Source organism: Bacillus sp. RB3 (assembly GCF_030164735.1).
Taxonomy (GTDB): domain Bacteria; phylum Bacillota; class Bacilli; order Bacillales; family Bacillaceae_G; genus Bacillus_A; species Bacillus_A cereus.
On record NZ_JASNGE010000015.1, the window covers coordinates 15,822 to 36,507 of the forward strand.

Here is a 20,686-nt window from a genome sequence, read left to right on the forward strand (position 1 = left end):
TTTTGACGGATTGTGGCAAAAAGAAATAGCTAAAGGTGTGTTATACTAGAGAGCGAGGTGTTTGGTGATGAAAAAGAAAATGATGTTACAGTGGTTTGAGCAGGGAAGCATTGCAATTCCAAAATTGCTTATGATGCATTATAAAAAATTAGGTTTAAATGAGACGGAATTTATGGTTGTACTTCATGTACACACATTTTTAGAATCAGGTAATTCGTTTCCGACTCCTTCAGAGATTTCTGAACGGATGACGATAACGGAAATGAAATGTATGGAAGTAATTCAGGCATTGATTCAAAAAGGTTTTTTATCACTAGAAGGTGGACAAAGATCAGAAGCGATGATGTGCGAAAGTTATTCTTTACAACCGTTATGGGAAAAAATATTACATTTCTTAATGGATGAATCAATAGAGGAAGAGCAAAAAGAAAAAAAACAGCTACAAGTAAATTTATATACAGTATTTGAAAAAGAATTTGGAAGACCACTTTCGCCGTTCGAATGTGAAACGTTAGGGATGTGGGAGGACCAAGATCAACATCATCCAAATTTAATTCAAGCGGCTCTTAGAGAAGCTGTAATGAGTGGAAAACTAAATTTCCGATATATTGATCGTATTTTATTTGAGTGGAAAAAGAATGGAATTAAAACGGTAGATCAGGCTCAAAATCAAGGTCAAAAATTTAGAGCGAATCAACAAAGAGCACAACAAATGACAAAACAAGAGACGAAATTTACTGGAAAAGTGCCTTTTTATAATTGGTTGGAGCAGTAATATAGGAGGAAAAATATGCTTAACAAAACGCAAATCCGTTATTGTTTAGACACAATGGCGGATATGTATCCAGAAGCACATTGTGAATTGGTTCATGATAATCCATTTGAACTTGTAATCGCGGTGGCGTTATCTGCACAATGTACGGATGTACTTGTAAATAAAGTGACAAGAAATTTATTTCAAAAATATAAAACACCAGAAGATTATTTAAGTGTTTCTCTAGAAGAATTACAACAAGATATACGCTCTATCGGATTGTATAGAAATAAAGCAAAAAACATTCAAAAATTATGCCGAATGTTATTAGATGACTATAATGGAGAAGTACCGAACGATCGAGATGAACTTACGAAATTACCAGGTGTAGGAAGGAAAACAGCGAATGTTGTAGTTTCCGTAGCGTTTGGAATTCCGGCAATTGCTGTTGATACACATGTGGAGCGAGTGAGTAAACGATTAGCTATGTGTAGATGGAAAGACTCTGTGTTAGAAGTAGAAAAAACATTAATGAAGAAAGTACCAATGGATGAGTGGGGAGTTACACATCATCGTATGATTTTCTTTGGACGTTATCATTGTAAAGCACAACGACCGCAATGTGAGGAATGCAGACTGTTAGAAGTATGTCGTGAAGGAAAGAAGCGAATGAAGGTGAAATAAAGGATGGAACGAGTTATAGAAATACCGAAAGAATTTCACTGTTTACCATTTTTTAAAGAAAGTGTAAATTTAATTAAGTATCATACAGACAATTCTTTTGAAGAGATAATACAAAATACTTACTTTATATTTGATATTGAAAGACAGTATGAGCCATGGAAGGAAATTGAAAACAGCATTCCAGTGATGTTGAATGTATGGAAAAATAAGCATGAAGACATTGCTATACTGTTTCGAAATAGAAATAAGCAAGAGGCTGAGGGACCAATGATTCTTTTTTCAGCTCACTTGTTATCGGTTGTCTATTGGCTAAATGAACAACCTGTTCATAGTTTGAATGAAATGCAAATAAATACGAATAAATTAAAAGTGCAACCTGTTAATTTTATGGAAAGATATTCATTCATTATAAAGAAACCGAGTAATTATCATTCTTATATTCAATTAGCGCAGTTGTATATCGAAATAGAAAAGCTGTATGTAAAGAAAATGATAACAAAAAAGAAGTCCGCTTCTCGTTAAGAGAAACGGACTTCTTTTTTTGTATATTAGGACTCTGTTGTAACAACAGCACCGTCTGCGTGAGGTGTATCTCCTCCGGGATTTTGGTGTTGCTGTTCTTGTTGTTTCTTAGCCTCTTCTTCAGCTTTTTTCTTGGCCTCTTCTTCAGCTTTCTTCTTAGCTTCTTCTTCAGCTTTCCTTCTAGCTTCCTCATCAGCTTTCTTTTGAGCTTCTTCTTGCTGTTTACGTTGTTGTTCTTGCTGTTGCTGTTCTTGTTGTTTCTTAGCCTCTTCTTCAGCCTTTTTCTTAGCTTCGTCTTGTTTTACTTTATCTTCATTAGCCTTTTTCTGGGCTTCCTCATCAGCTTTTTTCTTAGCTTCTTCATCGGCCTTTTTCTTAGCCTCTTCTTCAGCTTTTTTTGCATCTGGAGTTCCGCCAGGCGCAGTGAAGGATGCACCAACTGCTGGGCTTGTGCCAGTACCTTTTTTCGCTACTACAGAGAAGCTGTAAGTAACACCTGGTTTAATACCACCAAGAGTAGCTGTCGTACCACTTATTGATAGGCTACCACTTGAACCGTCAGTTGCTTTATAGCTGGCTGCATATGCATCAACTTCTGCTGGTCCAGACCAGTTTAGTGTAACTGTGCTAGCGCCATCAAAAGTGACATTCAGACCACTAGGGGCATCTACTTTAATTTGTTTAATTGCATCTTTTTTCGCACCTTTTACGTATAACTCTCCGTTTATTTCTTGTACAGAAGAAGGACGTTCAAAGCGTGATTTATCTGTAGCGAATTTGCTCATCATTACTTGGAACATTTGCTGTGCAATTCTAGTGGAGCGATCGCTAACATAATTTTTTGGACCATCTTTTTCGTAACCGGTCCAAACAGCCATTGTGTATTGTGGCGTATATCCAGCAAACCAGCTATCTCTGTTTGCATCAGCTGGGATGTCATATTTTTGAAGAACTGATTCATCAAAGTTTTGTGTTCCTGTTTTACCTGCTACGTCAACACCTGAAACGTATGCTGTTGGACCTGTACCACCAGAACCAGGTTTTACTACGTCACGAAGAACGTCAGTAACCATATAAGCTGTATAGTCTTGCATTGCGCGATGTTCTTTCGGTTTAAAGCTTTTCTTTTTCCCGTCCGGGAAGGTTACTTCTTTTACGAAGTGTGGTTTATTATAGTTACCACTATTACCAAAGGTTGCATATGCACCTGCTACTTCTAATGGAGAACTATCGTTACTACCGATTGCTGTTGATTCGTAGACTTTTCCTTCTTTAAAGGTCATGCCTAAACCTTCAGCAAATTCTTTTGACTTATTAAGACCAACTGTTTGTGCTGTCTTTAAAGCTGGAATGTTTAATGACTTTTTCAAAGCTTCACGTAGTGAAACGTCACCTTTGTAACTCTTTGTTGCATTTTGTATTTTCTTACCATTGGAATACGTATACTCTGAGTCGTTTAATTGATGGTATGTAGACCATTGTAAATTTTCAATTGCCGGACCGTAGTCGAAAATTGGTTTCATTGTTGAACCAACTTGGCGTTTTAAATCAGTTGCCATATTATGACCTTTGAAAGTAGACTTACTTTCTTTACGTCCAGCACCAATTGCTCGAACTTCTCCAGACTGTGTATCCATAAATACGAATGACCCTTGGAATTGATCGTCCGGATACTTAATAAGATTGCCATCCATAATTTTGTCGGCGTAATCTTGAGCATCTTGATCAAGTGTTGTATGAATCGTTAAACCATCTGAACCGATATTTACATCAGGATATTCTTTTTCAACTTCTTTTACAACCGCATCTAAAAATGCTTGATACTTCATCTCAGTTACTTCTGAAGACGGTTGAAGGCCCTCAGTTACTGGAATCTTAACGGCGTTATTCATTTCTTCTTTTGTTATATAACCATGTCGATTCATTAATGATAATACGACATTACGACGATTTGTTGCTCGTTCAACATTTTCCTTTTTTGTTGGATCATAAATGTTTGGACCTTGGGGTAAACCAGCGAGCATAGCAGCTTCATGTAATTGCAAGTCTTTTAAATCTTTACCATAATATTTTTGCGCTGCTGTCGCAATACCGTATGAACGGTTACCTAAATTAATCTTATTTAAGTACATTTCTAAAATCTCATGTTTAGAGTATTGTTGCTCTAATTTGTAAGATAAGTACCATTCTTGCACTTTTCTTTTAGCAGTTTTGTCCATCGTTAGAAAGTAGTTTTTAACGACTTGCTGTGTAATCGTACTACCACCTTGGGAACCGAAACCACCAGTGACATTTTCCATAACTGCTTTTGTAGTTCGTTTAAAATCAATTCCATTATGATCATAGAAACGCGAATCCTCAGTTGCAAGAAATGCATTTTCAACTACTTTTGGAATTTGATCATAAGTAACATGTGTTCGTTTTTCAGCACCGTATTCATAGAAGAAATTTCCGTTTTTATCGAGAAACTTTGTTGATAAAGGATTAACAAGTTTGGATTTGTCTAATTTTGGAGCGTCCTTTACCATAACAAAGAAAGCGGAAACGCCGGCTACAAGACCAACGATACCAAGAAGTAGACAACCTATAAGGAATTTCTTGAAAAAGGAGCCTTTTTTCTTTGGTTTTTCTTCTTTATGTGTTTTTTTCTCTTGATTTTTCACATGATTTCGTTCTGTACGAGAACGATAATTATCTGACATTATACTTTCTCCTACCTTTCATTCTCTCCCCCAAAAGTCGAAAAAAGAGCCTTAGTGATGACTCTATCACGAAAAATAAACCATGTCTAGTACACGGATATAGTCAATCCGAGGGTGATAACCGCATGATAATAAGGATCCATGCTCTTCTATTTCTTCTTTCGTAATCGACTTGCGTCCACCAGTATTTTGACGATTCCAAAATGCAATAATATGTTTTGCATCTAGTAAATAAAATTCATCAAAAAGTGTAAATTTAATAATAACAAATGCAATTCCATTATGAGCAACCACTTGCTTCATATGTTCAATTTGATGAAGATGGAAGTTTTGAAGTGGGAAACTAGTTTTATTTTTGGTTTCCTTTGCTTCAAAATCGATGTATTTCCCTTTGTATACACCGTTGTAATCTGTTGTAGAAGGTTGTTTAAAATACGCTTCTTTTACCACTGCAGCACTTCGAGCGGGGTAATCTACTTTTACAATTTGAAGAGGTGTAGGCTTTTTATGTACACATGCAATATTATGGGTTAAGTAATATTGATTTGTTTCATTCAATTCCTCTTCAAGGGACATACCTCTATTACTATAAGTATGTGTTTTTATAGGTGTTTTTTGAGGTTGTGAAGCTTGATTATACCTTTTTCCATTTGGGTAACGAATGGTCATAGTGTGTCCACCCCCAACTTGCTAAGAATTACTTACAAAGGTGATTATATCAAAAAATGAAAAAAGATGTGACCTTTTTGATGAAAGGTATGATGACTTATTTATGTTTACATGGAATGATTATATGAAAATTAAACAAAATCGAGAAAAAAATTTTTGTATAGAGGAAGAAAAAGCAATCATTCACAATATTAAAAAGAAAACAGAAATAGCTAATGTGGACAATATTTCTCGGACACAATCTTATCAAGAATATTATTTAAGAAATAGTGAAATCAGGTGGGCCTTTTTAGCGAGTATGGTTTCGAGAAATGCGGGCTGGAATATGACTGATTTAGAAGGGAGATATTATGCTACTGTTTTACCTAGAACGGTAAAAAAACATTTATTTCTTCTGTACGAACAGGCTAATTGGATTATTTTTTTAGATGCATTTCCTCAGCTATTATTGTATGAGGAAAGTAAGAAGAGACATGCACCTCTCTTTCATTTGTTGCAATACTTCAATGTATCAATTTTTATGGAAAAAGAATGGTTACTTTTCTGGGAAAGAAGAGATATGAATAGACTTATGACAGCGCTTATTATAAATGAACAAAATAAAATTCAAAAACCAGTCATTGAGAACACATATTTTAAAAAACATGTATTCCATACTGCACTTTTTAAAGTACAAGAAAGACTTCATATTAGTGCAGTTATCTTCCCAACAATTGAAGGGAGAATGTATGGGTTTTCGGTTTATCAATTTGAAACGTTACAAAAGCGTATAGAACTAGGAAAAAAATTAGCATGGTTATTGTTTCATCCAATTTATAATGGTTCGTTTTATAAGTTTGCACTGCAAACTACACATACTGGGTCTAGAGAAGATTATGAAGTTTACGCAAAGGAAACTCGAAAGTCTTATACGCCAACACTTAGAGATATTTATCCTGTTATTTTACATGAAGAAATAAAAATGAGAGATTGGTTTTGTGCAAATATGAAAATGAATGTGTTATTTGTACTTGAAGAACCTAAAGGGGAAGTTAATATAACAGAATGGTATAGAAGAAAGAGAGAACAAATCTATAGGCTATCTATCGTAAACCGTTTTGCTAAAAGGATCGATGAGTTCATGATATAATAAAAAAGAAGTCCCGTCTTCCATTTTGAAGACGGGACTTCTTAATTTGAAAAAATCCTGCTATGCGTGCTACAACTTTAATTTCAAAACGTAATGCTAGTAGGAGATTAAGGATGATTTGAAATTTAAATGTTCGTAATAAAGTCTCGCTTTATGTAGCAGGGAAGTTTGGACCATCTAGCTTTGGATTGCCAGTCTCGGGTTTATTTTGTTGTTTGTTTTGGTTTTTCTTTTTTTCATTTTTGTTCTTTGCCATTGTAATACACCTCCTTTTTGTATTGTTACCATTTCTATAAATGACATACGAAATGATTTCTTTGACGAATAACAACTAGTTTTGTCATGTGGGCAGGAGTGGTGAATCATCCGGCGAAATTACATGACAAAGGAAAAGCAAAGAAGGAGGCGTTTTGTATATGGCGATGGTTCAGAAGGAAGATGTAATGAAAAAAATGGATCAAATGTTAAGTTCTCTCGATTTGCTGGAAATGAATATAGGGATTAGAATGAATCATGCATTAAAGGATGCGAGTGAAAAAATATGTAATAAGATAGAAATAACAGAAATGCATATTGAACATATGGAAAATAAATTAGTGCATCACGAAGAAAAAGGGAATTGGGTGAAGACATTTCAAAACGTCGTAGTGAGTGCATAATAAGGTGGGAAAGAAATGAAGAATGAAGCATTAATACAGTCTTCAGAAAAACTCATGCAGTATAATAATGAAGCGAATGTAAAAAAAAGAGAACTAACTGAATACGACTTTTATAAGGATATGAAACCGTTTGTAGATATGGTAGATGAGGAATTAAAGAAGTGGAAAGAATTAGCTTATACGTGGATTAAAGAAGAAAAGCCAAAGTATATACATGTACAGCAAATTGATCAAGTATACGATAATTTACAAACGAATGTGTTGCAATGCTTTGTAAATAAAGGTAAAGGTAAACGATTCTTTGAAACACACCAAGCCATTTCGTATACTTTGCAAAATATAGTTGAGCAATGTAAATAACAAGAGGGAGAGCCCTCTTGTTATTTTTATGCTTCTGTCATTGTTGTAGGTTTTGTTGCGCCGTTTATTTCTAATTCTTTTATTAATGTTCGATAATCTGATATGCATATTTTTCCTTCGAGATACCAATGTCTCGCAAAGTCTAATAATTCATTTGCATTCTCTGTGCAATACCCCTTTTTTTGAGAAAACGCTTGTTTTAAATCCCCTAATACCATGTTGATTCCTCCCCCATGAGAATCTTCTTCTTAATTATCATAGCATGGAAGGGTTTTCTTTTTTAATTTTTTAAAAATTTAAACTTCCGACAAAAATAGACATATATTCCATCACACATATTATTTTATAGGTACATATTATATATGTAGAAACTTATGTGAAGGAGGAGAGAATGCATGTTTCAACAACCTAACGTATATCAGCAAACGAATCCATATGCACAGCAAAATATGTACCAATATAATACGGATACATATTTACGGTATAATATGTATCCTTTCGAGCCTTATTATGGAAATCAAAATTATTATCAACCGTTTGAAGTGTCCTTTATGAATCAAGCTCAACAACCACAACAGCAGCAACCTTATGTGAATCAAGCTCAACAATCACAAGCTCAGCAACCATACATGAATCAACCACAGCAGCAGCCTTATATGAATTCGCAATATTATATGCCACCACCATCGCCGTATGCTAATCAACAAGCGATGTTTTATCCACCAAAACAACCGTACCCGACGCAGGGTAAGCAAAAGCAACAACAGCCAAGCCAGTTTTCTAGTTTTGTTTCTCAATTTAAAACATCAGATGGTAACTATGATGTAAATAAAATGATGAATACAGCTGGACAAATGATGAATGCGATGAATCAAGTGACAGGTATTGTAAAGCAAGTTGGAGGCTTTTTTGGTAAGTGATGTTGAAGGATTGTCTATAAAAACAATGTAAATGAAATAAAGGACTAGACAAATTTCCTTGTAATAAATGGGTATATATAACAAACGGCTTTCTCTCTTTTCTCATACTGTAAAGTGTAATCAGATTTTTTTAACGAGAGAGGAGAGAAAAAACTATGCATCATTGTCATCCTTGCTTTGGAGGGCATAAGCCTACAGGACCTATTTGTACGACTGCTCCTGTCATTCATCCGACGAAACAATGCGTAACACACTCTTTTTCAACAACGGTGGTGCCACACATTTTCCCAACACATACAACACATGTACATCATCAACAAATTAAAAACCAAAACTTCTTCCCACAAACAAATTCAAATGTAAATGTTGTGGACCCAATCGACCCAGGATTCGGTGGCGGATGTGGACCGTGTGGTCATGGACATCATGGACATCATGGACATCACGTATCACCATTTGGTCCAGGACCAAATGTATCTCCGTTTGGACCAAACGTATCACCATTCGGACCGAATATTGGACCAAACGTATCACCATTCGGTCCAAATATCGGACCAAACGTTGGTGGAATGTTTAAAAAGTAAATGATATGTTAGAACTAGCGAAATGCTAGTTCTTTTTTTGTAATTGGAGTGTTGATATGAAAGTTATTGCAGTAACAGGATATAAGCCATTTGAACTTGGAATATTTAAAAATGATCATCCAGGGGTGGAGTGTATAAAGAAAGCGTTACACCGTAAATTAACCAATTTTGTAGAAGATGGTTTAGAGTGGGTTATAATAAGTGGCCAATTAGGTGTAGAATTATGGGCTGCTGAAGTTGTTTTTGAAATTCAAGTAGAATATCCAGATTTAAAATTAGCGGTATTCACTCCGTTTTTAGAACAAGAAGAAAATTGGAAAGAAGATAATCGTGAATATTACGAATTTATCCTTTCTCAAGCAGACCATGTTGATAGTATCACGAAACGGAAGTATGAAAGTCCAGAGCAATTTAAATTAAAAAATCAATTTTTTATTGAAAAAAGTGATGCGCTTTTAGCGGTATACGATGAAGAAAAACCAGGAAGTCCCAAATATATTGTAGAAGCAGCAAAGAAAAAAGGAGAAATAGAAAATTATCACAGTTATTTCATTCTTTTTTCTGATTTACAAGATATAATAGAAGAGGAACAGTGGAATAATGCAGAGTAAATATGTAATATAGTACTCGTATATATGATTGACAAAAAGCATTGTTTCTGAAAAAATTTAGTTAATGAAAGTTTTGGTAAAAATTTGAGGTGAAGAAAATGATTTCGGATAAAATTAAATTAACAGCGAAAGATATTTTAGAAAAAGAATTTAAAACAGGTATGAGAGGTTATCAGCAAGAAGAAGTAGACAAGTTTCTTGATATGATCATTAAAGACTATGAAGCTTTCCACAAAGAGTTTGAGCAATTAAAGCAACAAAATGCTCGTTTAAAGCGTGAATTAGAGGAACAAAAACTAGCAGTAACGCAAGTTCCACAACAACCTGTACAAACACCAGTTGCACAACCAGTTTATAACAACACGAATACGGATATTTTAAAACGCTTATCTAACTTAGAAAAAGCTGTATTTGGAAGTAAGTTATACGAATGATGTAAGGTGGGAAAAGGTTTAAGCATTTTACATAGAAAAAAACGTTGCAAAATCTTTTTGTTTCCACTATACTAATGGATGTCATAACGTTTGGGTAATCGCTGCAACGCCAACGTTGTAGAGGAAAGTCCATGCTCGCACGGCCTGAGATGGCTGTAGTGTTCGTGCCTAGCCAATTCATAAGCTAGGGTATTCTGGCTGTAAGGCTGGTTTAACGGCAGGGAAAAAACCTAAGTCCTTTCGGATATGGTTTGACTACCTTTAAAGTGCCACAGTGACGAAGTCCTTGAAGAAATGATAGGAGTGGAACGAGGTAAACCCCACGAGCGAGAAACCCAAATAATGGTAGGGGAATCTTTTCCAAGGAAATGAACGACGGGAAAGGACAGGTTTTATAACCTGTAGATAGATGATTGCCACCGGAGTACGAGGCGTGGGCCGTTTGTAGTACAAAGGAACAGAACATGGCTTACAGAACGTTATGAACCAACTATGAAATAACTCAGCTCTCCTTTGTTAGAGGAGGGCTTTTTATTTGTATGAAGTTATAAAGTATGAGTTAAAATGGTTAATGAGAAAATTTTTCGTAAAATGTAATGATTAATAGGACCAATTGCTATTAATTATTGTTTGAATATACATAAGAGGTGAATGCAAATGGGAAAAGTTACTTTAATTGCAACAGCGGCAATGGGTATTGAAGCGTTAGTTGCCCGAGAAGTTCGCGATCTTGGTTATGAATGTCAAGTAGAAAACAGCAAAGTAACATTTGAAGCAGATGAAAAGGCGATTTGTCGCACGAATTTATGGTTACGTACTGCGGACCGTGTAAAAATTAAAGTTGGCGAATTTAAAGCAACAACATTTGATGAGCTATTTGAAAAAACGAAAGCATTAAACTGGGGAGATTATATTCCAGAGAATGGCGAATTCCCTGTTATCGGAAAATCTTTAAAATCTGAATTATTCAGTGTTTCGGATTGCCAACGTATCGTTAAAAAAGCTGTCGTTGAAAAATTAAAAACAACATATAAACGTACAACTTGGTTTGAAGAAGATGGTCCGTTATTCCGTATCGAGATTGCAATGCTAAAGGATATTGCAACATTAACAATTGATGCGAGCGGTGTTGGACTTCATAAACGTGGATACCGTATGGATCAAGGGGAAGCTCCGTTAAAAGAAACATTAGCTGCGTCTTTAATTAAATTAACAAACTGGAAGCCAGATCGTCCATTTGTTGATCCATTCTGTGGATCAGGTACAATTCCGATTGAAGCAGCATTAATTGGACAAAACATTGCACCAGGATTTAACCGTGGTTTCGCATCTGACGAGTGGGGCTGGGTAGGTAAACAAAACTGGCGTGAAGCTCGTCAAGAAGCTGAAGATTTAGCGAACTATGATCAACGATTACAAATCATTGGATCCGATATTGATCATCGTATGATTCGAGTTGCTCAAGATAACGCAGAAGAAGTAGGCTTGGGCGATTTAATTACATTTAAACAAATGCAAGTAAAAGATTTCACAACAAAAGAGGATTATGGCTACGTTGTAACGAATCCTCCATACGGAGAACGTTTAAGTGAAAAAGCACTCGTTGAACAACTGTACAAAGAAATGGGACAAGTATTCCGCCCATTAGATACATGGTCAGCGTATGTATTAACAAGCTATGAAGCATTTGAGAAGTGTTACGGAAAAGATGCGTCGAAGAAACGTAAACTGTTTAACGGATTTATCCGTACAGATTACTATCAGTACTTCGGAAAACGTCCACCGCGTAATTCATAGTATAAAACTCCTCCAGCGCGCATATACTGGCTATTATGTAATGCGTAAAGGAGGAAGTGATATGGATAATTTCCAATTATCAATGATTCAAAAAGCTATTCACCGTACGTATGATGAGCTCGGAAAAGAAGTGGATAGTCAAGATGCGATTGTAGATGAAATACAAAAAGCACAAGAAGAATATTTGTCAGCTCTTTCACATGAAACAGCGATTGATAAAAGGTATTTAAAGTCATTAATATAGAAGAAAATTTTCCTTTTTCGAAAGGAAAATTTTTTTTCGTGTATTTATATGTATGGCAACAGGGGAAAGTAGCTGCACACATATGAGTAGCGGTTACTATATCTTTTTATAGAAAAACTTTTTGGTTGGAGGCTAAGGATGTTTACTGAGAAGAGATTACCATTTGAAGTAGGAAAACAAGACAATTTTTATGATAAGTTGAATGAGTGGATTGGAGATGTGTTTTACGACATCCTTCCGGAAAAAGGTTTTGAAGAGCGTGATGAACAAATTTTTATGGCGTTTCAATTAGAGCGTGCTTTCCAAGAAAAGAAAGTTATGTTCGCAGAAGCGGGTGTAGGAACAGGGAAAACTATTGTATATCTTCTATATGCAATTTGCTATGCGCGTTATACTGGAAAACCAGCTATAATTGCTTGTGCAGATGAAACGTTAATTGAGCAGCTTGTGAAAGAAGAAGGAGACATTGCGAAATTATCTGAAGCGTTAGGCTTATCTGTAGATGTAAGACTTGCGAAATCAATGGATAATTATTTATGTTTACGTAAGCTTGAAGATGTTATGAGTGGACGAGCTCCAGAAGTAATTGAAGACGTATATTATGAATTACCACAATTCGTATTTGATCATGGTACGATGCAAAACTTTACTCACTATGGTGACCGAAAAGAATTTCCACTATTAAATGACGAAGAATGGTCAAAAGTAAATTGGGATTACTTCCAAGATTGCTTCACTTGTGATTCTCGTCATCGTTGCGGTCAAACTCTTTCACGTGAACATTATCGTAAAGCAGCAGATTTAATTATTTGTTCTCAAGATTTTTATATGGATCATATTTGGACGTACGATGCTCGAAAGCGTGAAGGACAAATTCCATTATTACCAGAAAGTAGTTGTGTTGTATTCGATGAAGGACATCTTGTAGAATATGCAGCTCAAAAAGCTTTAACATATCGTTTAAAGCAAACGATGATGGAGCAACTTTTAACGAGATTATTACAAAACGATATTCGTGAAGAGTTTGCACATTTAGTAGAAGAAACAATTTGGCAAACAGAGCGATTCTTTGATGTGTTACAAGAAAACAAAAAAGAAATTGCCGGTTCTGATCGTTTAGAAATTACTGTGACAGAAAAAGTAACAGCTGAAGCAAAACGACTTTATGCGAAAATTGGTGAAGTCGGTGATGCGTTAGTATTTGAAAGTGAAATGCATACAGTAAATACGTATGATTTAAATATCGTTGATGAACATTTAGATGTATTAGAACATTCACTTCGTCTATTCATGCATGAGAAAAATGTAATTACATGGGGTGAAGAAGGTGATGGAGCCTTCACGTTAGTAATTATGCCACGTGCAGTTGAAGAAGTATTACAAGAGAAAGTATTCTCGAAGAAAATCCCGTATATCTTCTCATCTGCTACATTATCTAATAACGATTCATTCGCATTTACAGCAAATAGCCTAGGGGTAAAAGATTACTTATCATTCTCAGTTGCCTCACCATTTGATTATGAAGAGCAAATGGCAGTAAACTTACTATCGCATACGAAAGAAAATGAGTGGGAAAGAAAGTGTCAATATACACTTGAAAATATACAGAAAACAAACGGACGTACACTTGTATTATTCCGTACAACGCAAGAACTTGCAGCGTTTAAAGAATATGTAAGTAAAGAACAAATGTCAGTTCCGTTCTTATATGAAGGGGATCAAGAAATTAGTCAGCTCGTTTCTCGTTTCCAAAATGAAGAAGAGACTGTACTTTGTGCCGTTCATTTATGGGAAGGTTTAGATATTCCTGGTTCATCATTATCACATGTTATCATTTGGTCATTACCATTCCCTCCAAACGATCCTGTGTTTGAGGCGAAGCGTAAACATGTAAATGATCCATTCTGGGATGTAGATGTACCGTATATGATTTTACGTCTTCGTCAAGGGATTGGCCGTTTAATTCGTACGAGCGACGATAAAGGTGCTATATCAATCTTCTTATCTGATACAGAAGATGAGAAAGTGATAGAAGCGGTGAAAAACGTACTACCAGTAGAAGGTAAAGAATTATAAGGAGAAAGCTTGGCGCTTGCCAAGCTTTTTTTCTATTATAAAAGGAAATTAGATTTTCATGTCGAATTAAGTTTGAGGTAGAAAAAGGAGGTTTTTATACAATGACAGTAGCTACATATGAAGTAGAAAAACAATTTTTAACATACGTGAAGAAGATACAAAATTACGGAGAAGCATTAAGCTTAATGTTTTGGGACTTGAGAACAGGGGCGCCTAAAAAAGGTGTAGACCAGCGTTCAGAAGTAATTGGCATGCTTTCATCAGAAGTATTTGCCATGTCGACTTCAGATGAGATGGGGAACTATTTAACAGAGCTTGAAGCTTTAATACGTGAAGATAAACTTTCTGAAACGACGAAGAAAATGGTTGAAGAGTGTCGGAAAGAATATGATAGAAATAAGAAAATTCCACAAGCGGAATACGAAGCGTATGTGAAATTAGAAGCGAAAGCAGAGAGTGTGTGGGAAGAAGCTCGTGAAAAATCTGATTTCGAAATGTTCCGCCCGTACTTAGAAAAAATTGTTGAATTTAAAAAGAAATTTATTACATATTGGGGTTACGAAACATATAAATACAATACATTATTAGACATGTATGAGCCAGGTATTACAGTAGAAGTTTTAGATCACGTATTTGGTCAACTTCGTGAGCGCATCGTGCCGCTTGTAAAAGAAATCTCTGAGTCTAAAAAAGGATTAAAAACAAGTGCTTTATCGGAAAAATTTTCAAAAGAAAAACAAAAGAACTTTACATTAGAACTATTAAAGCAATTGAATTATGACTTTGAAGCAGGCCGTCTTGATGAAACAGTACATCCATTCGAGATTACATTAAATAGAGGGGATGTTCGTATTACGACACGCTATGACGAAAAGGATTTCCGCATGGCTGTGTTTGGAACAATTCATGAATGTGGTCATGCTGTATATGAACAAAATATTGCAGAGAAATTTGAAGGTACACCGTTATGTAGTGGAACATCTATGGGTATTCATGAGTCACAATCGTTATTCTTTGAGAACTTTATCGGCCGTAATAAATCATTCTGGAAGAAAAATTATGATTTATTAAAAGAGTATAGCAATGGTCAATTTGATGATATGTCAGTCGATGAATTTTATGATGCAATTAACGAATCGAAGCCGTCATTCATTCGTATAGAAGCAGATGAGCTTACATACCCGCTTCATGTTATGGTGCGTTATGAATTAGAGAAAGAATTATTTGATGGTACATTACAAGTGAAGGACTTACCAGCAGCTTGGAATGATAAGATGGAAGCATATTTAGGAATTCTTCCGGAAAATGATGCGCAAGGTGTATTGCAAGATGTTCACTGGGCTGGTGGCTCATTTGGATACTTCCCATCTTATGCGCTTGGTTACATGTATGCAGCGCAATTTAAGCAAAGAATGTTAAAAGACATTCCGAACTTTGATGCATTATTAGAAGAAGGAAACGTAACACCAATTCGTGAATGGTTAACAGAACATATTCACCAATATGGTAAAACGAAAAAGCCACTTGAAATTTTAGAAGATGTAACAGGCGAAGGCTTAAATGCAAACTACTTAGCCGATTATTTAGAAACGAAATATAAAGAGATTTATGAGTTGTAAAAAAAGAGCTGCTTAATTGCAGCTCTTTTTATTAAAGGGGATGAGAGAATGGGGTATACATATACAGTAATGAAGCAAGAAGAAGCGGAGGAAATCGCGTATAACTGGCATTATGAAGGGGAATATTCTTTTTACGATATAGAGGCAGATGAAGAAGATTTAGATGAGTTTTTACATGATGAGAGTAGAGGGAATCATACATTTTCTGTGAAGGAAAATGGCATTCTCATTGGTTTTTTTACTGTTTGTAAAATGAATGATAGAACGGTTGAGATAGGACTTGGAATGAGGCCTGATATAACTGGAAATGGATTTGGTTTACAGTTCGTGAATGCTGGACTAGCTTTTAGTGAAGAAAAATACGGGTGCAATTATATAACACTATCAGTAGCGACATTTAATGAGAGAGCGATAAAAGTGTATAAAAGAGCAGGGTTTGAAGCGATTGGAACGTTTATACAGAAAACAAATGGTAGTTATTTTGAGTTTTTGAAAATGAACTATATATGTAAACGTGATTAAGAAACAGAGGATCTTCTGTTTTTTTATTTTGATTTAGAAATATATGATACATATTTTTTTACTTGTTGTAATTGAGGGTTTTGAAATTTTGGTAGAGGGTGTGTATGATAGAAGTTTAGTAGCAAATAGTAGGTTTAGCAAGGAAAGGTAGAGGTAGTATGATTACAATTAAAACGAAAAATGAAATAGATTTGATGCATGAATCTGGAAAATTACTTGCTTCATGTCATAAAGAAATTGCGAAAATGATAAAGCCAGGTATAACGACACAAGAGATTGATACGTTTGTTGAAATGTATTTAAAAAAGCATGGTGCCACATCTGAACAGAAAGGTTACAACGGGTATCCATATGCGATATGTGCATCTGTAAACGATGAAATGTGTCATGCGTTTCCGGCCGATGTTCCTTTAACTGAGGGTAATATTGTAACAATTGACACGGTAGTAAACTTAAATGGGGGGCTTTCAGATTCTGCTTGGACGTATAGAGTTGGAAAAGTTTCTGATGAAGCAGAAAAGTTGTTGTTAGTAGCTGAGAATGCTTTGTATAAAGGGATTGATCAGGCGGTAATTGGTAATCATGTAGGAGACATTGGCTATGCAATTGAAAGTTATGTAACAAATGAAGGTTTTTCTGTCGCAAGAGACTTTACGGGACATGGGATTGGTAAAGAGATTCATGAAGAACCAGCAATTTTTCATTTTGGGAAACAAGGACAAGGACCTCAGTTACAAGAAGGAATGGTAATTACAATTGAACCGATTGTAAATATAGGTATGCGATATTCTAAAGTAGATTTAAATGGGTGGACTGCACGAACGATGGACGGGAAATTATCAGCTCAATATGAGCATACAATTGCGATTACAAAAGATGGGCCAATCATTTTAACGAAGGTGTAATTGGGAATGAAAGAGTTTGCAAAACTCGAACAAAGATAGTGGTTTTTAAAAAATTTGTACGTGTTTTTTTGATAAATGCTTTTCAAAGCATAAAAAGTACGTTATAATCCTTCTATAAAATAAATAGTTAGCTACACTCATATAATCGCGGGGATATGGCCTGCAAGTTTCTACCGAAGTACCGTAAATACTTTGACTATGAGTGAGGACGAATATAATTGCTTGTTTAGCATTCTTTTTTTGCGAAACTCCAAAAGCGCGTCTCTCACTTGTAACGAGTGGTGGCGGCTTTTGGAGTTTTTTTATTGCATAAGAGGGGGAACAAACATGAAAGTATTACAAGAAAAGATTTTGAACGAAGGAAAGGTTTTATCTGGTGACGTATTAAAGGTAGATGCTTTTTTAAATCATCAAATTGATCCAGTACTTATGCAAGAAATCGGAAAAGAATTTGCTAAACGTTTTAAAGAAGAGAACATTACAAAAATCGTGACGATTGAATCTTCAGGCATTGCACCAGCAGTTATGGCTGCATTAGAGCTTGGTGTAAAAGTAATTTTTGCACGAAAACGTAAATCGTTAACGTTACAAGATAATATGTACGTTGCAAACGTATATTCATTTACAAAACAAGAAACAAATGAAATTTCATTATCTCGAAATCATATCGATGAAAATGATCGTGTATTAATCATCGATGACTTTTTAGCAAATGGTCAGGCTGCTTTAGGTTTAATGAGTTTAGTAGAGCAAGCCGGAGCGAGTATTGCAGGAATTGGAATTGTTATTGAAAAAGCATTTCAAGATGGAGGAAAGAAGCTTCGTGAACAAGGCGTTCGTGTTGAATCACTAGCAGAAATTGCATCACTTGATAACGGCACAGTTACATTTGTACAGCAAGAAACTGCGGAGGTGAAATAAACGATGAAGCAGCATCCATTTAAAATTGCATCGCTTGGTATGCAGCATATGCTTGCAATGTATGCTGGAGCAATTATCGTTCCGCTTATTGTGGGCGGTGGACTTGGTTTAAATCAAAAAGAGTTAACATATTTAGTCTCAATTGATTTATTAATGTGCGGCGTTGCGACAATTTTACAAGCATTATCAAATCGCTTTTTCGGTATAGGACTTCCCGTTGTACTTGGTTGTACATTTACAGCCGTTGGACCGATGATTGCGATTGGAAAACAATACGGTGTGTCTTCAATTTATGGAGCAATTATTGCAGCTGGGTTATTCGTTGTTATTTTTGCGAAATTATTTGGAAAACTTGTAAAACTATTTCCACCTGTTGTAACAGGATCTGTCGTTACAGTAATTGGAGTTACACTTGTTCCAGCTGCTATTAATGATATGGCTGGCGGAGTAGGAAGCAAAGATTTCGGAAGTCTTGAAAACTTAGCGTTAGCATTTGGAGTGTTATTATTTATCATCATTATGTATCGTTTCTTTGATGGATTTATCCGTTCCATTTCTATTCTATTAGGTTTGTTGTTCGGTACTATCGTTGCAGCGTTTATGGGGAAAGTAAGTTTGCAAGCGGTTGGAGAGGCGGATTGGTTCCACGGTATTCAACCATTTTACTTCGGTACACCAACATTTGAATTAACACCAATTATTACGATGATTTTAGTTGCTTGCGTAGGGATTGTAGAAGCAACGGGTGTATACTTTGCATTATCTGATATTTGCAATAAAAAAATCGGTGAAAAAGAATTAACAAAAGGCTATCGCGCAGAAGGATTAGCGATGGTGTTAGGTGGCATTTTCAACGCGTTCCCATATACAACATACTCTCAAAACGTAGGACTTGTTCAATTAACTGGAGTAAGAAATCGCGTTATTATTTATACTTGTGGTGGTATGTTAATCGTTCTTGGATTTATTCCAAAAATTGCAGCCATTACAACGATTATTCCGAAATCAGTACTGGGCGGTGCGATGTTAGCGATGTTCGGTATGGTTATGGCATATGGTATTAAAATGTTAAGTAGCGTTGATTTTGGTAAACAAGAAAACTTATTAATCGTTGCATGTTCTGTCGGAATTGGGCTTGGCGTAACAGTCGTTCCTACATTATTTTCACAACTTCCAGAAAGCATTCGTATTTTAACAGATAACGGAATTGTACTTGGAAGTGCGTCAGCAGTACTTTTAAATATCGTATTTAATATGGTGCCGCAGCGCAAAGTGAAAGTAGAAGAAGAGCCAGTATCTATGCAAAGTGCAGTAAGAGAAGCGTGAAAAAGCAAGGTCTCGTTATGAGACCTTGCTTTTCTTTTTAAGTGGCATTATTTTCCCGTACGTACCAAGACGCCAAATGTACTCAAGTGGCCCGTATTGGTAATGTGAAAGCCACCAGCGGCTAATAAAGATTTGTAACGTGTAGAAACTAATGCAGAATATTGGTCCAACCCATAATGGAGCAGGATAATAATTTTTAAGGAATAGACCAAATACAAGTAATGTAACAATTGTATGCGAGATGTAATTTGTTAATGCCATTCGTCCAACGTATTGGAATGGACGTAATAACGTTTGCCATTTTTCTTTTTGTAATAAACGCATTAGCGTGAAAATGTAGAATATGAATAACGTTTTTCCGCTAAACATTGTAAAGACCTGCATATAAATTGGTTCATAAAATGGTTTTGATAAGAAGTAACGGACCATGAAGAACCACATTGGTAATGTTAAAAGGAACATAATAATTTGCCATTTTTTAAGTTTTAGATCTAACTCTTTCGTGCGGCGGAAAATATCCTTTTTGCCGGCGTATAAACCAAGCAAAAATAGCCCAACTGTTTCTGGAAGCATAAGTAAATTTAATTCAATTCCATCAGCGTAAAATACATGGAAACGATTTTGTATTTGTGACACCCAGTCTTCAAGTGGCATGATAGGTAAGGAGAATCCTAATTCTTCCTTTGGAACGAATGCAATCATAATACCTACGATTAGCATGAAAAACTGAAAAATACTCAATAAAACGATAGCCCATATTAAAATAGTACGAGGTTCTCTCTTATAAAATAAAAATAAGAAAAATCCAGCAATCGCATAAGTATGTAAAATGTCTCCGTCCCATAAAAGAACGTAATGTAAGAAACCGAATAATAATAAAATAAGTAAGCGGCGAACAAATAAAATTTTCGGATGATCTGTTTTCGCTTCAGCACGACTCATAAAAATATAAAAACCTAATCCGAATAAAAACGAAAAAATTGTATAAAATTTCGTTTGAATAAACATATCGTAAAATAGGCGAATGTAGCTGTCTATCCCTTCATAAATTCCTGAAACATCACGTGAGTCAACTCCGGCGATAACAGGCCAATTCACAAGAAAAATACCTAGTACAGCTATTCCTCTAATAATGTCAATGGAGTGTATCCTCTCGCCTTGTGTGAGATTTTGTGTCATTTTTTTCCTCCTTGTTAAGTAATTCCCTTTTATTATACAAAATGTAAGATGGAGGGGATAGGGGATATT

Annotated in this window: 23 protein-coding genes, 1 other RNA gene and 1 riboswitch; of the genes, 19 read left to right on the plus strand and 5 right to left on the minus strand. The window is 35.5% G+C overall.

Annotated elements, in window-relative coordinates; translation table 11 throughout:
• Positions 1 to 67 precede the first annotated feature (67 nt).
• From dnaD to QO049_RS18980, 3 genes are read left to right on the plus strand one after another with little or no spacing between them, the layout of a single operon-like run.
• Positions 68 to 775 (plus strand): DNA replication protein DnaD, encoded by a 708-nt coding sequence (dnaD, locus tag QO049_RS18970; RefSeq protein ID WP_000728542.1) that lies wholly within the window; start codon positions 68 to 70, stop codon positions 773 to 775.
• A 15-nt stretch (positions 776 to 790) separates the two neighbouring features.
• The gene (gene nth / locus QO049_RS18975; RefSeq protein WP_000933034.1) at positions 791 to 1,438 is read left to right on the plus strand and encodes an endonuclease III; all 648 of its coding nucleotides are present in this window, start codon (positions 791 to 793) and stop codon (positions 1,436 to 1,438) included.
• A gap of 3 nt (positions 1,439 to 1,441) precedes the next feature.
• Complete coding sequence (locus QO049_RS18980; protein WP_000442653.1) at positions 1,442 to 1,960, plus strand: YpoC family protein; 519 nt, start codon at positions 1,442 to 1,444, stop codon at positions 1,958 to 1,960.
• A gap of 26 nt (positions 1,961 to 1,986) precedes the next feature.
• Here QO049_RS18980 and QO049_RS18985 read toward each other — a convergent pair whose 3' ends face one another.
• Both QO049_RS18985 and recU read right to left on the minus strand, forming a co-directional pair.
• Entirely contained in the window at positions 1,987 to 4,662 is a 2,676-nt protein-coding gene (locus QO049_RS18985; RefSeq protein ID WP_021728640.1) for a PBP1A family penicillin-binding protein, read from the minus strand.
• A 66-nt stretch (positions 4,663 to 4,728) separates the two neighbouring features.
• Complete coding sequence (recU, locus tag QO049_RS18990; RefSeq protein WP_000155598.1) at positions 4,729 to 5,331, minus strand: Holliday junction resolvase RecU; 603 nt, start codon at positions 5,329 to 5,331, stop codon at positions 4,729 to 4,731.
• Positions 5,332 to 5,434: 103 nt separating this feature from the next.
• Here recU and QO049_RS18995 point away from each other — a divergent pair, with 103 nt between their 5' ends.
• Positions 5,435 to 6,460, plus strand: coding sequence for a DUF2515 domain-containing protein (locus QO049_RS18995; RefSeq protein ID WP_000495650.1), 1,026 nt, complete (start codon positions 5,435 to 5,437; stop codon positions 6,458 to 6,460).
• Positions 6,461 to 6,611: 151 nt separating this feature from the next.
• On the opposite strand, the gene QO049_RS30755 is transcribed toward QO049_RS18995, so the two are convergent.
• Positions 6,612 to 6,791: a hypothetical protein gene (locus QO049_RS30755; protein ID WP_001987054.1), complete on the minus strand. Its 180-nt coding sequence runs from the start codon at positions 6,789 to 6,791 to the stop codon at positions 6,612 to 6,614.
• 85 nt (positions 6,792 to 6,876) lie between these two features.
• Between QO049_RS30755 and QO049_RS19000 the strand changes: the two genes are divergently transcribed.
• Positions 6,877 to 7,119, plus strand: coding sequence for a hypothetical protein (locus QO049_RS19000; RefSeq protein WP_001252036.1), 243 nt, complete (start codon positions 6,877 to 6,879; stop codon positions 7,117 to 7,119).
• 15 nt (positions 7,120 to 7,134) lie between these two features.
• A complete protein-coding gene (locus QO049_RS19005) occupies positions 7,135 to 7,479 on the plus strand; it encodes a YppE family protein (RefSeq protein WP_000786940.1) in 345 nt (114 codons plus the stop codon).
• 26 nt (positions 7,480 to 7,505) lie between these two features.
• On the opposite strand, the gene QO049_RS19010 is transcribed toward QO049_RS19005, so the two are convergent.
• The gene (locus QO049_RS19010; protein WP_000242652.1) at positions 7,506 to 7,697 is read right to left on the minus strand and encodes a YppF family protein; all 192 of its coding nucleotides are present in this window, start codon (positions 7,695 to 7,697) and stop codon (positions 7,506 to 7,508) included.
• Positions 7,698 to 7,874: 177 nt separating this feature from the next.
• Between QO049_RS19010 and QO049_RS19015 the strand changes: the two genes are divergently transcribed.
• From QO049_RS19015 to pbuX, 13 genes are all read left to right on the plus strand, one after another.
• Complete coding sequence (locus QO049_RS19015) at positions 7,875 to 8,399, plus strand: YppG family protein (protein WP_000487626.1); 525 nt, start codon at positions 7,875 to 7,877, stop codon at positions 8,397 to 8,399.
• A gap of 155 nt (positions 8,400 to 8,554) precedes the next feature.
• Positions 8,555 to 8,983, plus strand: coding sequence for a CotD family spore coat protein (locus tag QO049_RS19020; protein ID WP_000546268.1), 429 nt, complete (start codon positions 8,555 to 8,557; stop codon positions 8,981 to 8,983).
• 56 nt (positions 8,984 to 9,039) lie between these two features.
• Complete coding sequence (locus QO049_RS19025) at positions 9,040 to 9,594, plus strand: SLOG family protein (RefSeq protein ID WP_000862912.1); 555 nt, start codon at positions 9,040 to 9,042, stop codon at positions 9,592 to 9,594.
• A 98-nt stretch (positions 9,595 to 9,692) separates the two neighbouring features.
• Positions 9,693 to 10,028: a cell division regulator GpsB gene (gene gpsB, locus QO049_RS19030; protein WP_000622431.1), complete on the plus strand. Its 336-nt coding sequence runs from the start codon at positions 9,693 to 9,695 to the stop codon at positions 10,026 to 10,028.
• An 86-nt stretch (positions 10,029 to 10,114) separates the two neighbouring features.
• Positions 10,115 to 10,505: RNase P RNA component class B (gene rnpB, locus QO049_RS19035), an RNA gene on the plus strand.
• A gap of 180 nt (positions 10,506 to 10,685) precedes the next feature.
• Positions 10,686 to 11,825, plus strand: a complete 1,140-nt coding sequence (locus QO049_RS19040) for a THUMP domain-containing class I SAM-dependent RNA methyltransferase (protein WP_000521224.1) — start codon at positions 10,686 to 10,688, stop codon at positions 11,823 to 11,825.
• A 61-nt stretch (positions 11,826 to 11,886) separates the two neighbouring features.
• Positions 11,887 to 12,069, plus strand: coding sequence for a DUF3921 family protein (locus QO049_RS19045; RefSeq protein ID WP_000368569.1), 183 nt, complete (start codon positions 11,887 to 11,889; stop codon positions 12,067 to 12,069).
• A 138-nt stretch (positions 12,070 to 12,207) separates the two neighbouring features.
• The gene (locus tag QO049_RS19050; RefSeq protein WP_000493698.1) at positions 12,208 to 14,145 is read left to right on the plus strand and encodes an ATP-dependent DNA helicase; all 1,938 of its coding nucleotides are present in this window, start codon (positions 12,208 to 12,210) and stop codon (positions 14,143 to 14,145) included.
• A gap of 101 nt (positions 14,146 to 14,246) precedes the next feature.
• Complete coding sequence (gene ypwA, locus QO049_RS19055; RefSeq protein ID WP_246962441.1) at positions 14,247 to 15,764, plus strand: carboxypeptidase M32; 1,518 nt, start codon at positions 14,247 to 14,249, stop codon at positions 15,762 to 15,764.
• A 48-nt stretch (positions 15,765 to 15,812) separates the two neighbouring features.
• Positions 15,813 to 16,286: a GNAT family N-acetyltransferase gene (locus QO049_RS19060; protein ID WP_087948100.1), complete on the plus strand. Its 474-nt coding sequence runs from the start codon at positions 15,813 to 15,815 to the stop codon at positions 16,284 to 16,286.
• 158 nt (positions 16,287 to 16,444) lie between these two features.
• Entirely contained in the window at positions 16,445 to 17,191 is a 747-nt protein-coding gene (locus QO049_RS19065) for a type I methionyl aminopeptidase (protein WP_061654663.1), read from the plus strand.
• A 117-nt stretch (positions 17,192 to 17,308) separates the two neighbouring features.
• Positions 17,309 to 17,410, plus strand: a riboswitch (purine riboswitch).
• A gap of 108 nt (positions 17,411 to 17,518) precedes the next feature.
• Complete coding sequence (locus QO049_RS19070) at positions 17,519 to 18,112, plus strand: xanthine phosphoribosyltransferase (RefSeq protein ID WP_000866483.1); 594 nt, start codon at positions 17,519 to 17,521, stop codon at positions 18,110 to 18,112.
• A gap of 3 nt (positions 18,113 to 18,115) precedes the next feature.
• Complete coding sequence (gene pbuX, locus QO049_RS19075) at positions 18,116 to 19,438, plus strand: xanthine permease PbuX (RefSeq protein WP_000809223.1); 1,323 nt, start codon at positions 18,116 to 18,118, stop codon at positions 19,436 to 19,438.
• Positions 19,439 to 19,453: 15 nt separating this feature from the next.
• On the opposite strand, the gene QO049_RS19080 is transcribed toward pbuX, so the two are convergent.
• Positions 19,454 to 20,617, minus strand: coding sequence for a DUF418 domain-containing protein (locus tag QO049_RS19080; protein WP_097796690.1), 1,164 nt, complete (start codon positions 20,615 to 20,617; stop codon positions 19,454 to 19,456).
• Positions 20,618 to 20,686: the final 69 nt, after the last annotated feature.

Excerpts from the sequence above, each read along its gene's own strand:
- dnaD (WP_000728542.1), top strand. The coding sequence starts at position 68 with ATGAAAAAGAAAATGATGTTACAGTGGTTTGAGCAGGGAAGCATTGCA.
- nth (WP_000933034.1), top strand. The coding sequence starts at position 791 with ATGCTTAACAAAACGCAAATCCGTTATTGTTTAGACACAATGGCGGAT.
- QO049_RS18980 (WP_000442653.1), top strand. The coding sequence starts at position 1,442 with ATGGAACGAGTTATAGAAATACCGAAAGAATTTCACTGTTTACCATTT.
- QO049_RS18985 (WP_021728640.1), bottom strand. The coding sequence starts at position 4,662 with ATGTCAGATAATTATCGTTCTCGTACAGAACGAAATCATGTGAAAAAT.
- recU (WP_000155598.1), bottom strand. The coding sequence starts at position 5,331 with ATGACCATTCGTTACCCAAATGGAAAAAGGTATAATCAAGCTTCACAA.
- QO049_RS18995 (WP_000495650.1), top strand. The coding sequence starts at position 5,435 with ATGTTTACATGGAATGATTATATGAAAATTAAACAAAATCGAGAAAAA.
- QO049_RS19000 (WP_001252036.1), top strand. The coding sequence starts at position 6,877 with ATGGCGATGGTTCAGAAGGAAGATGTAATGAAAAAAATGGATCAAATG.
- QO049_RS19005 (WP_000786940.1), top strand. The coding sequence starts at position 7,135 with ATGAAGAATGAAGCATTAATACAGTCTTCAGAAAAACTCATGCAGTAT.
- QO049_RS19010 (WP_000242652.1), bottom strand. The coding sequence starts at position 7,697 with ATGGTATTAGGGGATTTAAAACAAGCGTTTTCTCAAAAAAAGGGGTAT.
- QO049_RS19015 (WP_000487626.1), top strand. The coding sequence starts at position 7,875 with ATGTTTCAACAACCTAACGTATATCAGCAAACGAATCCATATGCACAG.
- QO049_RS19020 (WP_000546268.1), top strand. The coding sequence starts at position 8,555 with ATGCATCATTGTCATCCTTGCTTTGGAGGGCATAAGCCTACAGGACCT.
- QO049_RS19025 (WP_000862912.1), top strand. The coding sequence starts at position 9,040 with ATGAAAGTTATTGCAGTAACAGGATATAAGCCATTTGAACTTGGAATA.
- gpsB (WP_000622431.1), top strand. The coding sequence starts at position 9,693 with ATGATTTCGGATAAAATTAAATTAACAGCGAAAGATATTTTAGAAAAA.
- QO049_RS19040 (WP_000521224.1), top strand. The coding sequence starts at position 10,686 with ATGGGAAAAGTTACTTTAATTGCAACAGCGGCAATGGGTATTGAAGCG.
- QO049_RS19045 (WP_000368569.1), top strand. The coding sequence starts at position 11,887 with ATGGATAATTTCCAATTATCAATGATTCAAAAAGCTATTCACCGTACG.
- QO049_RS19050 (WP_000493698.1), top strand. The coding sequence starts at position 12,208 with ATGTTTACTGAGAAGAGATTACCATTTGAAGTAGGAAAACAAGACAAT.
- ypwA (WP_246962441.1), top strand. The coding sequence starts at position 14,247 with ATGACAGTAGCTACATATGAAGTAGAAAAACAATTTTTAACATACGTG.
- QO049_RS19060 (WP_087948100.1), top strand. The coding sequence starts at position 15,813 with ATGGGGTATACATATACAGTAATGAAGCAAGAAGAAGCGGAGGAAATC.
- QO049_RS19065 (WP_061654663.1), top strand. The coding sequence starts at position 16,445 with ATGATTACAATTAAAACGAAAAATGAAATAGATTTGATGCATGAATCT.
- QO049_RS19070 (WP_000866483.1), top strand. The coding sequence starts at position 17,519 with ATGAAAGTATTACAAGAAAAGATTTTGAACGAAGGAAAGGTTTTATCT.
- pbuX (WP_000809223.1), top strand. The coding sequence starts at position 18,116 with ATGAAGCAGCATCCATTTAAAATTGCATCGCTTGGTATGCAGCATATG.
- QO049_RS19080 (WP_097796690.1), bottom strand. The coding sequence starts at position 20,617 with ATGACACAAAATCTCACACAAGGCGAGAGGATACACTCCATTGACATT.